Raw genomic sequence first — 18087 nt, forward strand, 5'->3', positions numbered from 1 at the left:
CCCGGTAGAGCAATTGCTGAATCTGCAATACGCCTATTACGCCGCGGGCGGAGCCCTGACTCGGATCAACGAGTTGCTGGCACGGGCCGATGAACCGCAGTACAGCGGTGGCGTGGATCCGTTCCAGGGGCGTGAAACCGTCGGCATCGAGGTCCGCGGCCTGAGCTTCGGTTACGGCGATGAGCGGGTGCTGGACAACATGAACCTGTCTATCGCTCCTGGCGAGAAAGTGGCCATTGTCGGTGCCAGTGGCGGGGGCAAGAGCACCTTGGTGCAGCTGTTACTGGGGTTGTATACGCCGCAGACCGGAGTCATCCGCTTTGGCGGTGCCACTCAGCAGGAAATCGGCCTGGAAACGGTACGCGATAACGTCGCCGTAGTGCTGCAGCATCCTGCGCTGTTCAACGACACAATTCGCGCCAACCTGACCATGGGCCGCGAGCGTAGTGACAGCGCTTGCTGGCAGGCCCTGGAAATTGCTCAGCTCGAATCCACCGTAAGGGCCCTGCCCCAGGGCCTGGACAGCGTGGTCGGGCGTTCCGGTGTGCGCCTTTCCGGTGGACAGCGCCAGCGCCTGGCCATTGCGCGGATGGTGCTGGCCGAACCCAAAGTGGTGATTCTCGACGAAGCCACGTCCGCCCTGGACGCTGCCACCGAGTACAACCTGCATCAAGCCTTGACGCGTTTTCTACGGGGGCGGACTACGCTGATCATTGCCCATCGCCTGTCGGCGGTTAAACAGGCTGACCGGGTTTTGGTGTTCGATGGCGGGCAGATTGCCGAAGATGGCGACCATCAGCAGCTGATTGCTGATGGTGGCCTTTATGCCAAGCTATACGGGCATTTGCAGCAGGTTCGATAGCCTTGAGTTTTGTCCGGGTTTCTGTGTTTAGTGCTTGAATTTCCTGGTGGAATTACCGTTTCAGCGTGAGAGAGCGGCCGTTTCCCCGTGAAGGTTCGGTCCAGGCGCTGCTCAGCCTGCGTCGGACCCATGGAAATTAGCCTAATCTGTGCTGTCTGAGACGGGACTACTGGGTGTTCATTTGGCAGTGCGCAAGCAAGGACCCTCATGAAGCAAAAGCGGACTTTCGCAACGCCGCGGTTGTTGGGCATCGTCTGGCCCTTTATCGCCGTGGTGTTATTTCAAGCGCTGTTGGGCGGCCTCAGCCTGTATGTCCTGTCGGCAGTGCGCGGCTATGTTGCCGGTGAGAGTCTGTGGTCCAAGGGCCAGAAAGACGCCATCTACTACCTCAATCTGTATGCCGACAGCCGCGACGAAGGTACCTTCCTCAAATACCAGAACGCCATCGCCGTACCCCAGGGCGGGCATGAGTTGCGGGTGGCCCTGGATCGCCAGCCGCCGGATCTGGAGGCTGCGCGCCTGGGGATTCTCAAGGGGGGCAATCACCCGGATGACGTCCCCAGCCTGATCTGGCTGTACCTCAACTTCCGTCATTTCAGCTACCTGGAAAAGGCCATCGATCTGTGGACTGTGGGGGATGGCTACCTGTTGCAGCTTGATACCGTGGCCCGAGAGATGCACCAGGGGATCAGCAGCAACAGCGCCGGTGAAGGTGATGTGCAGCGCTGGAAGAGCCAGATCTTTGCCATCAACGATGGCGTCACTCCCGCGGCAAAGGCTTTCAGCGATGCTTTGGGGGAGGGCTCGCGGGTCATCCTGCGCCTGTTGCTGGTGACCAACCTGGCCACGGCGCTGATCCTGATTGCCCTGGCCTTGCTACGCACCCACAAGCTGCTGGCCCAGCGGCATGCTTTTGCCGACGCCTTGCAACTGGAGAAGGAACGCGCGCAGATCACCTTGCAGTCCATTGGTGACGGGGTGATCACCACGGATGTCGAGGGCGCCATCGCCTATATGAACCCGGCGGCGGAAGAACTGACTCGCTGGAAGGCCGAGCAGGCGGTGGGGCTGCCCCTGGCGGCCTTGTTCAATCTCTTGGACGAAAATGCCCAGGCCGACGGCTTCACCCTGATCGAACACATCCTCAGTGGTCAGCTCAGTGGCGGCAGCGAGCATTCCAAGCTGATCCAGCGACTGGATGGCAGCACGGTTTCGGTGACCCTGGTGGGGGCACCGATCCGCAATGCCGGGAAGGTCAGTGGCACGGTACTGGTGTTGCACGACATGACCCAGGAGCGGCAATACATCGCCAATCTATCCTGGCAGGCGACCCACGATGCCTTGACCGGGCTGGCCAATCGCCGAGAGTTCGAATTCCGCCTGGAGCAGGCGTTGCACAGCCTGGTCCGCCAGCCCGCCAGGCATGCGCTGATGTTTCTGGATCTGGACCAGTTCAAGCTGGTCAACGACACCTGTGGCCATGCTGCTGGAGATGAGTTGCTGCGGCACATCTGTGCTTTGCTGCAGTCGGGGTTGCGCGAAGGTGACACCCTGGCCCGATTGGGAGGGGACGAGTTCGGGATTCTCCTGGAGAACTGCTCGCCGGAGGCTGCGGAGAAGATTGCCGAAGGGCTGCGCCAGACAGTGCAGAACCTGCACTTCGTCTGGAAGGGTCGGCCATTCGTGACCACGGTGAGCATTGGGTTGGTGCACATCGCCCAGACGCCCACCACGCTTGAGGCGTCGTTGCGGGCGGCGGATATGGCCTGTTACATGGCTAAGGAGAAAGGTCGCAACCGGGTGCAGGTCTACCATGCCGACGACTCGGAACTGTCCCTGCGATTCGGTGAGATGGCCTGGGTTCAGCGGCTGCATATGGCCCTCGAGGAAAACCGCTTCTGTCTCTATTCCCAGGAAATCACTGCCCTGGGCCGTACTGAGCACGATGGTGGCCACGTGGAGATTCTTCTGCGTCTGCACGACGAGGCCGGTCGGATGATCCTGCCGGACAGCTTCATTCCGGCGGCGGAGCGTTACGGGCTGATGACCTCCCTGGATCGCTGGGTGGTGCAGAACGTATTCAAGATCATCGCCCAGTGCATTGCCGAGGGCCGGGAAGGGCCGATGGCCATGTGTGCGATCAATCTGTCGGGCATCACCATTGGCGACGACGAGTTTCTCGACTTCCTGAGAGAGCAGTTCGTTGCCTATGGCGTGCCGCCGAAGATGATCTGTTTTGAAATTACCGAAACCAGCGCAATTGCCAATTTGGGCAGCGCGATCCGTTTTATAAATGAACTCAAGGGTTTGGGCTGCCATTTTTCCCTGGATGACTTTTGTGCGGGAATGTCGTCGTTCGCTTATCTCAAACATTTGCCTGTAGACTTCCTCAAGATCGATGGAAGTTTCGTAAAGGATATGCTGGACGACCCGATTAACCGCGCCATGGTCGAGGTGATCAACCACATCGGGCATGTCATGGGTAAGCGCACGATTGCCGAGTTTGTTGAAACACCGCAGATCGAGCAGGCCCTGCTTGAGATCGGCGTGGATTATGCTCAAGGCTACATTATTGAACGCCCGCAATTGTTCACCTGTGACAGCCTGCAGTGTCGACCCGTGCGGCCACAGCCTCTGTTGTTCAAGGCGCCCGGCACGTTCCGTTGAAACCTCTTTTGGATCCGCACATCACAATCAAAAGGAGCCCGACAGTGATCGACACATTCAACCGAACCGGCCCGCTCATGGAAGCTGCCAGCTATCCCGCCTGGACCCAGCAATTGATCCAGGACTGCAGCGAGAGCAAGCGCCGTGTGGTGGAGCATGAGCTGTATCAGCGCATGCGTGACAACAAACTCAGTGCCAAAGTCATGCGTCAGTACCTGATCGGCGGCTGGCCTGTGGTTGAACAGTTCGCCCTGTATATGGCCCAGAACCTGACCAAGACCCGCTTTGCCCGTCACCCCGGCGAGGACATGGCGCGTCGCTGGCTGATGCGCAACATTCGTGTCGAACTCAATCATGCCGATTACTGGGTGCATTGGAGTCGAGCCCATGGCGTGACCCTGGAGGATTTGCAAGCCCAGCAAGTGCCACCGGAATTGCATGCCCTGAGTCATTGGTGCTGGCACACCAGTTCGGCGGATTCGCTGATCGTGGCTATCGCTGCTACCAACTACGCCATTGAAGGGGCGACGGGCGAATGGTCGGCCCTGGTCTGTTCCAGCGGCGTCTATGCCGCTGCGTTCCCGGAAGAGGACCGCAAGCGCGCCATGAAGTGGCTGAAAATGCATGCTCAATACGATGATGCCCATCCCTGGGAAGCCCTGGAAATTATCGTCACCCTGGCGGGTTTGAATCCAAGCAAGGCCCTGCAGGTTGAGCTGCGCCAGGCCATTTGCAAGAGCTATGACTACATGTACCTGTTCCTGGAGCGCTGCATGCAGCAGGAAAAGACCACGGTGACCCGCGAGCGTCTTGCACTGGCTGAGGGGTAAGTCGGGTCTTCGCGGGCAGGGCGATTGTCACGGGCGATAGCTGCCTGTGGCGGTGGAGTTGCCCGTGATTGATATGCAGGGGCCGGGTGCCTAGCCGGCCATTGCCAGCCGATTGCGTCCTTCCCGTTTGGCCACGTACAACGCGCTATCGGCGCGGCGCAGCAGGCTCTCTGCGGACTCACCCGGCAACAGGGTCGAACAACCCAGGCTGACGGTGAGTTCGATCAGCTTGCCATCAGCCCAGTACTCCTGCGCTTGCGCGGCATTTCTCAGTCGTTCGCCCACCATCGCGGCAGCGTCGCGCCCGGTGTTGGAAAGCAGGATTAGGAACTCTTCCCCGCCAAAGCGAAACACCATGTCCACATTGCGCAGTTGCCCCTTGATCGAGGCGGCAACGGCCTTGAGCACTTCGTCGCCGGTACTGTGGCCGTAGCTGTCATTGATGCGCTTGAAGTGGTCGATGTCCAGCATCAGCAGTGACAGTGGGAGCGAGTGGCGGCGAGCCATCTCGATTTCCCGCTGCAGGGTCTGGTCCATGGCGATGCGGTTGCCGGTGTCGGTCAACGGGTCGCGCAGGGCGCTGCGGGTTGCGGCGCGATACAGCAAGGCGTTGCGCATCGGGTACAGCAGAGTGGACAGCAACGACTCCAGGTAACCCTGTTCGGTATCGCTGAAGCGTTGGTTGCGACGGAAGACCAGCTCGCCCATGGGCTCGCCTTCGTGGCTCAGGCTGTAGCTGATGGAGTGGTGCCCGCGCTGGCCGAATTCCAGGCGCAGATCGCTGAGGGAATGCTGGTAGTGCAGGGTGTCGAGGGGGACCAGGCGTTGCACCTCGCGAAAGAACAGGCCGAGGATGCGTTGTGGTTCAAGGCTGGTTTGCAGTTGCAGCCCCAGTTGCTGGCGCAATTGTCCGAGGCTGACGGGCTGCTTGAACAGCGGCGTCTGTTGGCCAAAGCCCAGGCGTTGCAATTTGGCGCTATCGAAGTCAATTGCGTTGGTCTGGGTCGGTGTTTTCATCTGAGCTTGAGCCCCCTGAGCACTATGTACGGTGTTTCTGCCTAGGTGAGAGCGGCTCAGAGCTGCGCGTCATACTGTTCCTTCAGTCCCGTAGGACAATCGCGCATATTTTATGCCGCTTCGCCTTTGGCTATAAAGCCCTCGGCACAAGCCGTTTCCCGCGGCGTCAATGCGTCGTGGGGTGAGTGTTCTTAGAGCGAAACTCGTGCCATTCGGTTCATACGAATAAAACTTGTTTTAATTCAAATGGTTGGTGAGTCTTCGAGAAAACGCCTCACCTTGACTGACATTTGTTTGGCTGGGAAATCGTGGGGATTGGGGCTTGCCAAGACGTCGCGACAGTATTCTGTCGCGACGAACGGGAGGGAATTACTGCGCGTCGAAAGCCTGACCGTTGATTCCGGCGCTGTCCGGGCCCATCAGATATAGGTAGACCGGCATGATCTCTTCCGGTGTCGGGTTGTTGCTGGGGTTCTCGCCCGGGTAGGCCTGGGCACGCATGCTGGTGCGGGTGGCGCCCGGGTTGATGCTGTTGGCGCGGACCGGAGCCACGGTATCCAGCTCATCGGCCAGGGTCTGCATCAGGCCTTCGGTGGCGAACTTGGACACGCCGTAGGCGCCCCAATAGGCCCGTCCCTTGCGGCCGACACTGCTGGAGGTGAAGACCACCGAAGCATCCTTGGACAGTTTGAGCAGGGGCAGCAGGGTGCTGGTCAGCATGAACATGGCGTTGACGTTGACTTGCATCACTCGCATGAAGTTTTCCCCCGACAGCTGCTCCAGCGGTGTGCGTGGGCCAATGATCGAAGCGTTGTGCAGCAGGCCGTCGAGGTGGCCGAACTCGGTCTCGATCATCGCGGCCAGTTCGTCGTACTGGTGCGGCAGGGCAGTTTCCAGGTTGAACGGAATCACTGCCGGCTGGGGGTGGCCAGCCGCTTCGATGGCGTCGTAGACCTCGGTCAGGTTGGCTTCGGTCTTGCCCAGCAGGAGTACGGTGGCGCCGTGGGCGGCAAAGGTCTTGGCGGCGGCGGCACCGATGCCACGCCCGGCGCCGGTGACCAGAATGACCCGGTCCTTGAGCAGTTCGGGGCGAGCGGAATAATCAAACATAAATGGCCTCAACAGAAATTCAAACGTCTCCGGCGCTTAGCCGGGAATGCTGCCGCTTAGCAGCTGCACAATGCGTTATCCAGAACCTGGCGCAACTCCAGCGGATGGTTGACCACCACGTCGGCACCCCAGTGCCGGGGATTATCGTCCGGATGGATGTAGCCGTAGGTCACGGCGGCGGTCTTGGTGCCCGCGTCGCGGCCGGATTCGATATCCCGCAGGTCGTCGCCGACGAACAGCACCGTGGACGGGTCCAGCTTGAGCATCTTGCACGCCAGGATCAGCGGTTCGGGGTCGGGCTTGCTGTTCTTCACATGGTCGGGACAGATCAGCAGCGCCGAGCGTTCGGCCAGGCCCAGTTGCTGCATGATCGGCTCGGCGAAGCGCAGCGGCTTGTTGGTCACTACCCCCCAGATCAGATTGGCTTTTTCGATATCGGCCAGCAGCTCGGCCATGCCGTCGAAGAGCTTGCTGTGTACGGCGCAATGCTTGAGATAGCGCTCTAGGAACTCCAGGCGCAATTCCTCGAAGCCCGGAGATTCCGGGTCCATGGAAAAGGTCACGGCTACCATGGCTTTGGCACCGCCCGAGACTTCGTCGCGGATATGCTGGTCGGCGATCGGCGGCAGGCCGCGATCACGCCGCATGCCCTGGCAGACTGCGATGAAGTCGGGTGCGGTATCGAGCAGGGTGCCATCCATATCGAAAAGAACGGCTCTGATAGCCATGTCTCACTCCTCTCGCAGGGTCTGGATCATGTAGTTGACGTCAACGTCCGCTGCCAGTTTGTAGTGCTTGGTCAGAGGGTTGTAGGTCAGGCCGATGATATCCTTGACGGTCAGGCCGGCGGAGCGGCTCCAGGCGCCGAGCTCCGAAGGACGGATGAACTTCTTGAAGTCGTGGGTGCCGCGCGGCAACAGTTTCATGATGTATTCCGCACCGATGATGGCGAACAGATAAGCCTTGGGGTTGCGGTTGATGGTGGAAAAGAATACTTGGCCACCGGGCTTGACCATGCGGAAGCAGGCGCGGATCACGGACGAAGGGTCAGGGACGTGCTCGAGCATTTCCAGGCAGGTGACCACGTCGAACTGCTCGGGCATCTCCTCGGCCAGGGCTTCGGCGGTGATCTGCCGGTACTCGACATTCACGCCGGATTCCAGCTGGTGCAACTGGGCGACCGCCAGAGGGGCTTCGCCCATGTCGATCCCGGTCACGGTGGCGCCGCGTTGAGCCATGGCCTCGCTGAGGATGCCGCCGCCACAGCCGACGTCGAGCACCTTCTTGCCAGCCAGTCCGACCCGTTCGTCGATCCAGTTGACTCGTAGCGGGTTGATGTCGTGCAGGGGCTTGAATTCGCTTTCGCGGTCCCACCAGCGATGGGCCAGGGCTTCGAACTTGGCGATTTCAGCGTGATCGACGTTGCTCATGGGTGATACTCCAAAGCTAAGAAATTCTCTGTTGGGCCTCGAGCGTCCGCTCAAGGTCCGGGTTATTGGGTGTGGCCGCTGATACGCTGGCCCCAGCTGCGGGCGGTGGCGCTCAGCTGTTGTTCGTCCTGGCGGGTCAGGCGCCGGTCGTCCAGCAGTTGCTTGCCGGCGACCCACAGGTGTTTCACGCAGTCCCGGCCAGTGGCGTAGATCAGTTGCGACACTGGGTCGTAAATCGGTTGCTGGGCCAGGCCGGACAGGTCGAAGGCCACCATGTCTGCGGCCTTGCCGATTTCCAGAGAGCCTACTTCGCTTTCCAGCCCCATGGCTCTGGCGCCATTAAGGGTGGCCATGCGCAGGGCGCGGTGGGCATCCAGGGCGGTTGCCGACCCGGCCACGGCCTTGGCCAGCAGAGCGGCGGTACGAACTTCTCCCAGCAGGTCCAGATCGTTGTTGCTGGCTGCGCCATCGGTGCCCACCGCGACGTTGACCCCGGCCTGCCACAGGCGTTCTACCGGGCAGAAGCCACTGGCCAGTTTCAAGTTGGATTCCGGGCAATGAATGACACTGGTGTTGGTTTCTACCAGTAAAGCCAGGTCGTCATCGCTGATTTGGGTCATATGAACCGCCTGGAAGCGCGGACCCAGGAGCCCCAGTCGAGCCAGACGGGCCAGAGGGCGCTCGCCACGCTGTTCCAGGGATTGCTGCACTTCGAATGCGGTTTCATGCACATGCATGTGGATCGAGGCGTCGAGTTCTTCGGCGATCACCCGAATCTTTTCCAGATTCTCGTCGCCCACGGTGTAGGGCGCGTGGGGGCCGAAGGTGATCTTGATCCTTGGGTGGTGCTTGAGATCGCCGAACAGTTCGACACCCTGACGAATGGCTTCGTCGGCGTCGTGGGCGCCAGGAATGGGAAAGTCGAGGATCGGCATGGCGATCTGGGCACGTATGCCGCTGTTGTGAACGCGCTCGCTGGCAACCTTCGGAAAGAAGTACATGTCAGAGAAACAGGTGATGCCGCCCTTGATCTGCTCGGCGATGGCCAGGTCGGTACCGTCTCGGACGAAGGCTTCATCCACCCATTTGGCTTCGGCAGGCCAGATATGCTTTTCCAGCCAGGTCATCAGTTGCAGGTCGTCGGCCAGTCCGCGAAACAGTGTCATGGCTGCGTGCCCGTGGGCATTGATCAGTCCGGGGCTGAGCAGCATGCCGGGCAGTTCGCGGACTTCGCTGGCGCGATACCTCAGTGCCTCGGCTCGCGGGCCGATGAACAGGATGCGCCCGTCGCGGATGCCCAGGCCGTGGTCCTTGAGGACGACGCCGGCTGGCTCCACCGGCACCAGCCAGGTCGGCAACAGTAGCAGGTCGAGCGCAGTCTCACGGTTCGGCATCGAATATCGGTCCAGGGCTTCATATAAAGGATGGCGAAGTATACCCGAGCGTCTTGGCGGGGGGATCGCTATAATCGGCGGCTTTTGTTCATGAGTGCGGGGTGAGGGATGCGCGATCGTCTGTTGGCTGCGGAGAAGGTCAAGGCCATTGACTGGCGGGATAGCACTCTGTATCTGCTCGATCAGCGGAACCTGCCCTTCGAGGAAACCTGGGTTGCCTGCGACAGTGTGGCCAGGGTCGCTGAGGCGATTCGCTCAATGGTGGTGCGCGGCGCTCCAGCCATTGGCATCAGCGCGGCTTATGGGCTGGTCCTGGCGGCTCGTGCACGCTTTGCCGCAGGCGGCGATTGGCTGGCGGCTTTGGAGGAGGATTTCGCTCTGCTGGCGAAGTCCCGTCCGACCGGTGGCAATCTGTTCTGGGCCTTGAATCGCATGCGCGAGCGTCTGGAGCGGGTCAGGGATCAGGCTGAGCCGCTGGCGGCGCTGGAGGCCGAAGCGATGTCGATCCATGAGAGTGATCGCGAGGCCAACCTGACCATGGCTCAGTTGGGCGTGGATTTGATTCGTCGGCATCAGGGCAATCCCCAGGCCTTGCTGACCCACTGCAACACCGGCGCCCTGGCGACTGGAGGCTTCGGCACAGCTCTGGGGGTGATTCGTGCGGCTTGGCTGGAAGGTATGGTGGAGCGGGTTCATGTCGATGAAACCCGGCCCTGGCTGCAAGGGTCGCGCCTGACGGCCTGGGAACTGGCCAGTGAGGGCATTCCGGTGACCTTGAATGCCGACTCTGCAGCCGCCCATATCATGAAGACCAAGGGTGTGACCTGGGTGATTGTCGGTGCTGATCGAATCGCTGCCAATGGCGATGTGGCGAACAAGATCGGCACCTATCAGTTGGCGGTCAATGCCATGCATCACGGAGTGCGCTTCATGGTGGTGGCGTCCAGTTCGACCATCGACATGAATCTGGCGAGTGGAGAAGACATTCCTATCGAGGAGCGCGAGGCCGCAGAGTTGCTGGAGCTCGCTGGCGAGCGGGTGGGGGCGGATGTGGAGGTCTTCAATCCGGTGTTCGATGTGACGCCTGCGGACCTGATCGATGCCATCGTCACCGAAAAGGGCATTGTCGAGCGTCCGGATACGGCAAAACTGGCGCAGTTGATGTGTCGTAAGCGCTTGCATTGATGTTCGGCCTCGTGAGTCGTTGGCTATGACTTGCGAGGCGGGCTGCCGGGTGAGAAAAAACACATAAATGTGTGCGAATTTGGCCTCTGAGCCTCTCTCGTCTCTTATCAGGCTGTCACCGGTCAACTAACTATGCTCCATGCGCGTCAGGGGGATAGGTGCGTGGCGGCGATTGTGATAACATCCGGCGGTTTCCAAGGCGGTCAGATGCGACTGCCTTCACTGCGCAAATCCATGGCATAACTTGTTGATTTGTCGTAAGTCGGTGCATGGCACTAGGCCTGCAGCGGCGAGCTTCGTTCGTCCCATATGGATGTGACGAAGTTTCACCAGAAAAAGGAATCAGGCTTCTCATGGGCGAACTGGCCAAAGAAATCCTCCCGGTCAATATCGAAGACGAGCTGAAACAGTCCTACCTCGACTACGCGATGAGCGTAATTGTCGGGCGGGCACTGCCTGATGCGCGCGATGGCTTGAAGCCCGTGCACCGGCGTGTGCTGTACGCGATGAGCGAGCTCGGTAACGACTGGAACAAGCCGTACAAGAAATCTGCCCGTGTTGTCGGTGACGTGATCGGTAAGTATCACCCGCACGGTGATACCGCGGTGTACGACACCATCGTTCGTATGGCCCAGCCATTCTCCCTGCGCTACCTGCTGGTAGACGGCCAGGGTAACTTCGGTTCGGTCGACGGCGACAACGCGGCGGCCATGCGATACACCGAAGTGCGCATGACCAAGCTGGCGCACGAGCTGCTGGCCGACCTGCACAAGGAAACCGTGGACTGGGTGCCGAACTACGACGGCACCGAGATGATCCCGGCGGTCATGCCGACCAAGATCCCCAACCTGCTGGTCAACGGTTCCAGCGGTATCGCCGTGGGCATGGCGACCAACATTCCGCCGCACAACCTCGGTGAAGTCATCGACGGTTGCCTGGCGTTGATCGACAATCCCGAGCTGACTGTCGACGAGCTGATGCAGTACATCCCCGGTCCGGACTTCCCGACTGCAGCGATCATCAACGGTCGTGAAGGCATCATCGAGGCCTACCGCACCGGCCGTGGCCGCATCTATATGCGCGCTCGCTCGATCATCGAAGACATCGACAAGGTCGGCGGCCGCCAGCAGATCGTCATCACCGAGCTGCCATACCAACTGAACAAGGCCCGCCTGATCGAGAAGATCGCCGAGCTGGTGAAAGAGAAGAAGCTCGAGGGCATCACTGAACTGCGCGATGAGTCCGACAAGGACGGTATGCGCGTCGTGATCGAGCTGCGTCGTGGCGAAGTGCCTGAGGTAATCCTCAATAACCTCTACGCCCAGACCCAGCTGCAAGCAGTGTTCGGTATCAACATCGTGGCGCTGATCGACGGCCGTCCGCGGATCCTCAACCTCAAGGATCTGCTGGAAGCCTTCGTTCGTCACCGTCGCGAAGTGGTGACCCGTCGTACCGTATTCGAGCTGCGCAAGGCCCGTGAGCGTGGCCATATTCTTGAAGGCCAGGCCGTTGCTCTGTCCAACATTGATCCGGTCATCGCTCTGATCAAAGCCTCGCCAACGCCGTCGGAAGCCAAGGAAGCGCTGATCAGCACTCCTTGGGAGTCCAGTGCGGTGATGACCATGGTCGAGCGTGCCGGTGCGGATTCCTGCCGTCCGGAAAACCTCGATCCGCAATATGGTCTGCGCGACGGCAAGTACTTCCTGTCCCCGGAGCAGGCGCAAGCCATTCTGGAGCTGCGTCTGCATCGTCTGACCGGTCTTGAGCACGAAAAACTGCTGGCCGAGTACCAGGAGATCCTCAACCAGATCGGCGAGCTGATCCGCATCCTCAACAGCGCCACGCGTCTGATGGAAGTGATTCGCGAAGAGCTGGAAGTGATCCGCGCCGAGTATGGTGATGTGCGTCGCACCGAGATTCTCGATGCCCGTCTCGACCTGACCCTGGGTGACATGATCCCGGAAGAAGAGCGCGTAGTGACCATCTCCCATGGCGGCTATGCCAAGACCCAGCCATTGGCTGCGTACCAGGCCCAGCGTCGTGGCGGTAAAGGCAAATCGGCCACTGGTGTCAAGGATGAGGACTATATCGCTCACCTGCTGGTAGCCAACAGCCACACAACGCTGCTGCTGTTCTCCAGCAAGGGCAAGGTGTACTGGCTCAAGACTTACGAGATTCCTGAAGCATCCCGTGCTGCTCGCGGCCGTCCGCTGGTGAACCTGCTGCCGCTGGACGATGGTGAGTACATCACCACCATGCTGCCGGTAGAGGAATACACCGAAGGTCACTACATCTTCATGGCCACCGCCAACGGCACCGTGAAGAAGACCCCGCTGGAATCCTTCAGCCGTCAGCGCAGTGTCGGTCTGATCGCCCTGGAGCTGGATGAAGGCGACGTGCTGATCAGCGCTGCCATTACCGATGGCGAGCGTGAAGTCATGCTGTTCTCCGACGGTGGCAAGGTGACTCGCTTCAAGGAGTCCGACGTTCGTGCCATGGGTCGTACCGCTCGCGGTGTCCGCGGCATGCGCCTGGCCGAAGGCCAGAAGCTGATCTCCATGCTGATTCCTGAGGAGGGTAGCCAGATCCTCACCGCTTCCGAGCGTGGTTTTGGCAAGCGCACTGCCATCAGCGAGTTCCCTGAGTACAAGCGTGGTGGTCAGGGCGTTATCGCCATGGTCAGCAATGAGCGTAACGGTCGCCTGGTAGGCGCGGTTCAGGTGCTGGACGGTGAGGAGATCATGCTGATTTCCGATCAGGGCACTCTGGTTCGTACCCGTGTCGACGAAGTCTCTAGCCTGGGCCGTAACACTCAGGGCGTGACCCTGATCAAGCTGGCCAGCGATGAAACCCTGGTGGGCCTGGAGCGGGTGCAGGAACCATCGGAGATCGAAGGCGAAGAGTACGAAGGTGAAGAGGGCGCTGAATTCGAGGGCACCGTGCTGGATGCGGTAGCCGAGCCGGATGATGCAACCGATGGCCAACAGGCAGACGCCGCAGGCGAAGAAGAGTCGCAAGACTAAATAAATCGTAGCAGGGCAGAGTGTTTGCTCTGTCCGCTACCGTGAATGCATAGCGAGAGTGGATGTGAGCAAACGAGCCTATAACTTCTGCGCAGGTCCCGCTGCGCTACCTGAAGCTGTCCTGTTGCGTGCCCAGGCCGAATTGCTGGATTGGCATGGCAAGGGCCTGTCGGTCATGGAGATGAGTCATCGCAGTGATGAGTTTGTCTCCATCGCCACCAAGGCGGAGCAGGATCTGCGTGATCTGCTGAATATCCCCTCGAACTATAAAGTGCTGTTCCTGCAAGGTGGCGCTAGCCAGCAATTTGCCCAGATTCCGCTGAACCTGCTGCCTGAAGGTGGTAAGGCCGACTATATCGACACTGGTATCTGGTCGCAGAAAGCCATTGAGGAAGCCTCTCGTTACGGTCAGGTCAATGTTGCGGCCACTGCCAAGCCTTACGACTATTTCGCAATTCCCGGCCAGAACGAGTGGCAGCTGTCGAAAGACGCCGCCTACGTGCACTACGCGCCGAACGAAACCATCGGTGGCCTGGAATTCAACTGGATCCCGGAAACCGGCGACGTTCCCCTGGTGGCCGACATGTCTTCCGACATCCTCTCGCGCCCTGTGGATATCTCCCGTTTCGGCATGATCTACGCCGGTGCGCAGAAGAACATCGGCCCCAGCGGCATCCTGGTGAACATCATTCGCGAAGACCTGCTGGGCCGCGCCCGTTCGCTGTGCCCGACCATGCTCGACTACAAGGTCGCAGCAGACAACGGTTCGATGTACAACACGCCGCCGACTCTGGCCTGGTACCTGTCTGGTCTGGTGTTTGAATGGCTCAAGGAGCAAGGTGGGGTGGCAGCCATTGCCAAGCTCAATGAAGCCAAGCAGCGCACTCTGTATGACTTCATCGATGCCAGCGGCCTTTACAGTAACCCGATCAACAAGTCCGATCGCTCGTGGATGAACGTACCTTTCCGCCTTGCAGACGATCGTCTGGACAAGCCGTTCCTGGTGGGGGCCGAGGCTCGTGGCCTGTTGAATCTCAAGGGGCATCGCTCGGTGGGCGGCATGCGCGCCTCCATCTATAACGCCGTGGACATCAACGCAGTCAATGCACTGGTGGCCTACATGGCGGAGTTCGAGAAGGAACATGGCTGATGTCTGAGCAAGAACTCAAGGCCCTGCGCCTGCGCATTGACGCCCTGGACGAGAAGGTTCTGGAACTGATCAGTGAGCGTGCACGGTGTGCCCAGGAAGTCGCCCGGGTCAAGATGGGTTCCCTCGCCGAGGGCGAGGTGCCGGTGTTCTATCGTCCGGAGCGTGAAGCTCAGGTGCTCAAGCGGGTGATGGAGCGCAACCAGGGGCCGCTGGGCAACGAAGAGATGGCGCGCTTGTTCCGCGAAATCATGTCTTCGTGCCTGGCTCTGGAGCAGCCGCTGAAAGTGGCCTACCTCGGCCCTGAAGGCACCTTCACCCAGGCTGCGGCCATGAAACACTTCGGTCACGCAGTGATCAGCAAACCAATGGCTGCGATCGACGAAGTGTTCCGCGAAGTGGCAGCCGGTGCGGTGAACTTTGGCGTGGTGCCGGTGGAAAACTCCACCGAGGGAGCGGTCAATCACACCCTCGACAGCTTCCTAGAGCACGACATGGTGATCTGCGGTGAAGTCGAGTTGCGCATTCACCACCACTTGCTGGTGGGCGAAAACACCAAGACCGACAGCATCAGCCGCATCTACTCCCATGCTCAGTCCCTGGCCCAGTGCCGCAAGTGGCTGGACGCTCATTACCCGAATGTCGAGCGCGTGGCGGTGTCCAGCAACGCCGAGGCTGCCAAGCGGGTCAAGGGCGAGTGGAATTCGGCGGCGATCGCCGGCGACATGGCGGCGGGCCTGTATGGCCTGACACGTCTGGCGGAGAAAATCGAGGACCGTCCGGACAACTCCACGCGTTTCTTGATGATCGGCAACCAGGAAGTGCCGCCGACCGGCGACGACAAGACCTCGATCATCGTGTCCATGAGCAACAAGCCCGGTGCCTTGCACGAACTGCTGGTGCCGTTCCACGACAATGGCATCGACCTGACGCGAATCGAGACCCGACCTTCGCGCAGTGGCAAATGGACCTATGTGTTCTTCATCGACTTCGTTGGCCACCACCGTGATCCGTTGATCAAGGGGGTGCTGGAGAAGATCAGTCAGGAAGCAGTGGCACTCAAGGTGCTGGGTTCCTACCCGAAAGCGGTTCTCTGAGGCTTTAACAATGAGTGGCGACTTCCTCGCACTGGCACAACCAGGCGTGCAACAACTTTCGCCTTACGTTCCGGGCAAGCCCGTGGACGAACTGGCCCGGGAGCTGGACATCGATCCGGCCACCATCGTCAAGCTGGCGAGCAATGAAAATCCGCTGGGCGCTAGTCCCAAGGCCCTGGCGGCGATTCGCGACGAGCTGGCGGAACTGACCCGTTACCCCGATGGCAACGGCTTTGCTCTCAAGTCTCTGTTGGCCGAGCGCTGCGGCGTGGAGATCCAGCAGGTGACCCTGGGTAACGGTTCCAACGATATTCTGGAGCTGGTGGCTCGAGCCTATCTGGCGCCAGGCCTGAATGCGGTGTTCAGTGAGCACGCATTTGCCGTCTACCCCATCGTTACCCAGGCAGTCGGTGCTCAGGCAAAAGTCGTTGCTGCCAGCAACTGGGGGCACGATTTAGCGGCCATGCTCAAGGCGATCGATGAGCAGACCCGTGTGGTGTTCATCGCCAATCCGAACAACCCTACCGGGACCTGGTTCGGTGCCGAGGAGCTGGATGAGTTCCTACAGGACGTGCCGGCCCATGTGCTGGTAGTGCTGGATGAAGCCTATATCGAGTATGCCGAAGGCGGTGACCTGCCGGACGGTCTGGACTTCCTGGCGGCCTATCCGAACCTGTTGGTTTCGCGGACCTTCTCCAAGGCTTATGGCTTGGCGGCCCTGCGGGTCGGTTACGGGCTCTCGACCTCAGTGGTGGCGGATGTGCTGAACCGCGTGCGCCAGCCTTTCAATGTCAATAGTCTGGCACTGGCTGCGGCCTGCGCCGCATTGCAGGATGTGGACTACCTGGCCGAGAGCCGTCGCCTGAACGAAGCCGGCATGCAGCAGTTGGAAGCGGGTTTTCGTGAGCTGGGCCTGAGCTGGATTCCTTCCAAGGGCAATTTCATTGCCGTGGATCTGGGGCGTGAGGCTGCGCCGGTATTCCAGGGCCTGCTGCGCGAGGGTGTGATCGTGCGTCCGGTGGCCAACTACGGCATGCCAAATCATTTGCGCATCACCATCGGCCTGCCGGTGGAAAATACTCGTTTCCTTGAGGCTTTGGCCAAGGTTCTGGCCCGTGGTTGATGTCATTCCAATGCAATCTGCTGTGCCTATGATCGGTCGCCTGGTGGTGATCGGCCTGGGATTGATTGGCGGTTCCTTTGCCAAGGGTTTGCGTGAAAGTGGCCTGTGCCATGAGGTGGTCGGTGTCGACCTGGATCCGCAGTCCCGCCAGTTGGCGGTCGAGCTGGGGGTGGTGGATCGTTGTGAAGAGGATCTGGTTCTGGCTTGCCAGGGCGCCGATGTGATTCAACTGGCGGTACCGATCCTGGCCATGGAAAAGCTGCTGGCGCTGCTTGCCGGCATGGATTTGGGGCAGGCGGTGCTGACCGATGTCGGCAGTGCCAAGGGCAATGTGGTGCGCGCCGCGCAAGAGGCGTTTGGCGGCGTGCCTGCACGCTTTGTTCCGGGACACCCCATTGCGGGCTCCGAGCAGAGCGGTGTGGAAGCATCCAATGCGCAGCTGTTTCGTCGGCACAAGGTGATCCTGACGCCGCTGGAGCAGACTGATGTTGCGGCACTGGATCTGGTCGACAGGCTCTGGCGTGAGCTGGGGGCGGATGTCGAGCACATGCAGGTCGAGCGTCACGATGAAGTCCTTGCCGCGACCAGTCATTTACCGCACCTGCTGGCATTCGGCCTGGTCGACTCGTTGGCCAAGCGCAGTGAAAATCTCGATATCTTCCGTTACGCTGCGGGCGGGTTCCGCGATTTCACGAGAATCGCCGGCAGCGACCCGGTCATGTGGCACGACATCTTCCTTGCCAATCGCGAGGCGGTTCTGCGCACACTCGATACATTTCGCAACGACCTCGACGCTCTGCGTGACGCGGTCGATGCAGGGGACGGGCATCAGTTGTTGGGCGTATTCACTCGCGCCCGGGTTGCCCGCGAGCATTTCGGTAAAATCCTGGCCCGCCGGGCCTATGTGGACGCTATGAACTCCAACGATCTGATTTTCCTGGCAAATCCTGGTGGCCGCCTGTCTGGGCGGATTCGTGTACCGGGTGACAAATCGATTTCCCACCGTTCGATCATGCTCGGTTCCCTCGCTGAAGGCACCACCGAAGTCGAGGGGTTCCTCGAGGGTGAGGACGCTCTGGCGACGCTGCAGGCTTTCCGCGACATGGGAGTGGTCATCGAAGGTCCGCACCACGGGCGTGTGACTATTCATGGTGTTGGTCTGCACGGCTTGAAGCCGGCGCCAGGTCCGAAAGAAAGAAAGA

The 18087-nt window shown here is 60.2% G+C and carries 13 protein-coding genes and 1 pseudogene; 9 read left to right on the plus strand and 5 right to left on the minus strand.

Annotated elements, in window-relative coordinates; all coding sequences use genetic code 11:
* From BLX41_RS36200 to BLX41_RS24835, 3 genes are all read left to right on the plus strand, one after another.
* Window positions 1–862: ABC transporter ATP-binding protein (locus BLX41_RS36200; RefSeq protein ID WP_259745153.1), on the plus strand; the 862-nt coding region annotated here is incomplete at its 5' end.
* Window positions 863–1069: 207 nt separating this feature from the next.
* Window positions 1070–3529 (plus strand): EAL domain-containing protein, encoded by a 2460-nt coding sequence (locus tag BLX41_RS24830; protein WP_123727010.1) that lies wholly within the window; start codon window positions 1070–1072, stop codon window positions 3527–3529.
* A 77-nt stretch (window positions 3530–3606) separates the two neighbouring features.
* Window positions 3607–4359 carry an iron-containing redox enzyme family protein gene (locus BLX41_RS24835; RefSeq protein ID WP_404942796.1) on the plus strand — a complete coding sequence of 251 codons (753 nt, stop codon included), beginning with the start codon at window positions 3607–3609 and terminating at the stop codon, window positions 4357–4359.
* Between the two features lie 90 nt (window positions 4360–4449).
* On the opposite strand, the gene BLX41_RS24840 is transcribed toward BLX41_RS24835, so the two are convergent.
* From BLX41_RS24840 to BLX41_RS24860, 5 genes are all read right to left on the minus strand, one after another.
* On the minus strand, window positions 4450–5376 hold the full coding sequence (locus BLX41_RS24840; RefSeq protein ID WP_123727012.1) for a GGDEF domain-containing protein: 927 nt from the start codon (window positions 5374–5376) through the stop codon (window positions 4450–4452).
* Window positions 5377–5745: 369 nt separating this feature from the next.
* Window positions 5746–6486 (minus strand): YciK family oxidoreductase, encoded by a 741-nt coding sequence (locus BLX41_RS24845; protein WP_123727013.1) that lies wholly within the window; start codon window positions 6484–6486, stop codon window positions 5746–5748.
* Between the two features lie 56 nt (window positions 6487–6542).
* Window positions 6543–7214, minus strand: a complete 672-nt coding sequence (gene mupP / locus BLX41_RS24850) for an N-acetylmuramic acid 6-phosphate phosphatase MupP (RefSeq protein WP_123727014.1) — start codon at window positions 7212–7214, stop codon at window positions 6543–6545.
* 3 nt (window positions 7215–7217) lie between these two features.
* Window positions 7218–7916, minus strand: coding sequence for a bifunctional 2-polyprenyl-6-hydroxyphenol methylase/3-demethylubiquinol 3-O-methyltransferase UbiG (gene ubiG / locus BLX41_RS24855; protein WP_016964097.1), 699 nt, complete (start codon window positions 7914–7916; stop codon window positions 7218–7220).
* 62 nt (window positions 7917–7978) lie between these two features.
* Window positions 7979–9310 carry a TRZ/ATZ family hydrolase gene (locus tag BLX41_RS24860; protein WP_123727015.1) on the minus strand — a complete coding sequence of 444 codons (1332 nt, stop codon included), beginning with the start codon at window positions 9308–9310 and terminating at the stop codon, window positions 7979–7981.
* A gap of 108 nt (window positions 9311–9418) precedes the next feature.
* Between BLX41_RS24860 and mtnA the strand changes: the two genes are divergently transcribed.
* The 6 genes and pseudogenes from mtnA to BLX41_RS36205 form a co-directional block, all read left to right on the plus strand.
* Window positions 9419–10495, plus strand: coding sequence for an S-methyl-5-thioribose-1-phosphate isomerase (gene mtnA / locus BLX41_RS24865; protein WP_123727016.1), 1077 nt, complete (start codon window positions 9419–9421; stop codon window positions 10493–10495).
* A 353-nt stretch (window positions 10496–10848) separates the two neighbouring features.
* Window positions 10849–13518 carry a DNA gyrase subunit A gene (gene gyrA, locus BLX41_RS24870; RefSeq protein WP_123727017.1) on the plus strand — a complete coding sequence of 890 codons (2670 nt, stop codon included), beginning with the start codon at window positions 10849–10851 and terminating at the stop codon, window positions 13516–13518.
* 64 nt (window positions 13519–13582) lie between these two features.
* Window positions 13583–14668 carry a 3-phosphoserine/phosphohydroxythreonine transaminase gene (serC, locus tag BLX41_RS24875; RefSeq protein ID WP_123727159.1) on the plus strand — a complete coding sequence of 362 codons (1086 nt, stop codon included), beginning with the start codon at window positions 13583–13585 and terminating at the stop codon, window positions 14666–14668.
* Window positions 14668–15762: a prephenate dehydratase gene (gene pheA, locus BLX41_RS24880; RefSeq protein ID WP_123727018.1), complete on the plus strand. Its 1095-nt coding sequence runs from the start codon at window positions 14668–14670 to the stop codon at window positions 15760–15762. The genes serC and pheA overlap by 1 nt, the downstream gene beginning before the upstream one ends.
* Window positions 15763–15772: 10 nt before the next feature.
* Window positions 15773–16885, plus strand: coding sequence for a histidinol-phosphate transaminase (gene hisC, locus BLX41_RS24885; protein WP_123727019.1), 1113 nt, complete (start codon window positions 15773–15775; stop codon window positions 16883–16885).
* A gap of 88 nt (window positions 16886–16973) precedes the next feature.
* Window positions 16974–18087 (plus strand): annotated as a pseudogene (locus BLX41_RS36205) (prephenate dehydrogenase/arogenate dehydrogenase family protein); the annotation flags it as partial.

The organism is Pseudomonas protegens (genome assembly GCF_003732485.1).
Lineage (GTDB): Bacteria > Pseudomonadota > Gammaproteobacteria > Pseudomonadales > Pseudomonadaceae > Aquipseudomonas > Aquipseudomonas protegens_B.

Bases quoted from the DNA above. Each gene is read 5' to 3' on its own strand.
- BLX41_RS24830 (WP_123727010.1), top strand. From the start codon at position 1,070: ATGAAGCAAAAGCGGACTTTCGCAACGCCGCGGTTGTTGGGCATCGTC.
- BLX41_RS24835 (WP_404942796.1), top strand. From the start codon at position 3,607: ATGGAAGCTGCCAGCTATCCCGCCTGGACCCAGCAATTGATCCAGGAC.
- BLX41_RS24840 (WP_123727012.1), bottom strand. From the start codon at position 5,376: ATGAAAACACCGACCCAGACCAACGCAATTGACTTCGATAGCGCCAAA.
- BLX41_RS24845 (WP_123727013.1), bottom strand. From the start codon at position 6,486: ATGTTTGATTATTCCGCTCGCCCCGAACTGCTCAAGGACCGGGTCATT.
- mupP (WP_123727014.1), bottom strand. From the start codon at position 7,214: ATGGCTATCAGAGCCGTTCTTTTCGATATGGATGGCACCCTGCTCGAT.
- ubiG (WP_016964097.1), bottom strand. From the start codon at position 7,916: ATGAGCAACGTCGATCACGCTGAAATCGCCAAGTTCGAAGCCCTGGCC.
- BLX41_RS24860 (WP_123727015.1), bottom strand. From the start codon at position 9,310: ATGCCGAACCGTGAGACTGCGCTCGACCTGCTACTGTTGCCGACCTGG.
- mtnA (WP_123727016.1), top strand. From the start codon at position 9,419: ATGCGCGATCGTCTGTTGGCTGCGGAGAAGGTCAAGGCCATTGACTGG.
- gyrA (WP_123727017.1), top strand. From the start codon at position 10,849: ATGGGCGAACTGGCCAAAGAAATCCTCCCGGTCAATATCGAAGACGAG.
- pheA (WP_123727018.1), top strand. From the start codon at position 14,668: ATGTCTGAGCAAGAACTCAAGGCCCTGCGCCTGCGCATTGACGCCCTG.
- hisC (WP_123727019.1), top strand. From the start codon at position 15,773: ATGAGTGGCGACTTCCTCGCACTGGCACAACCAGGCGTGCAACAACTT.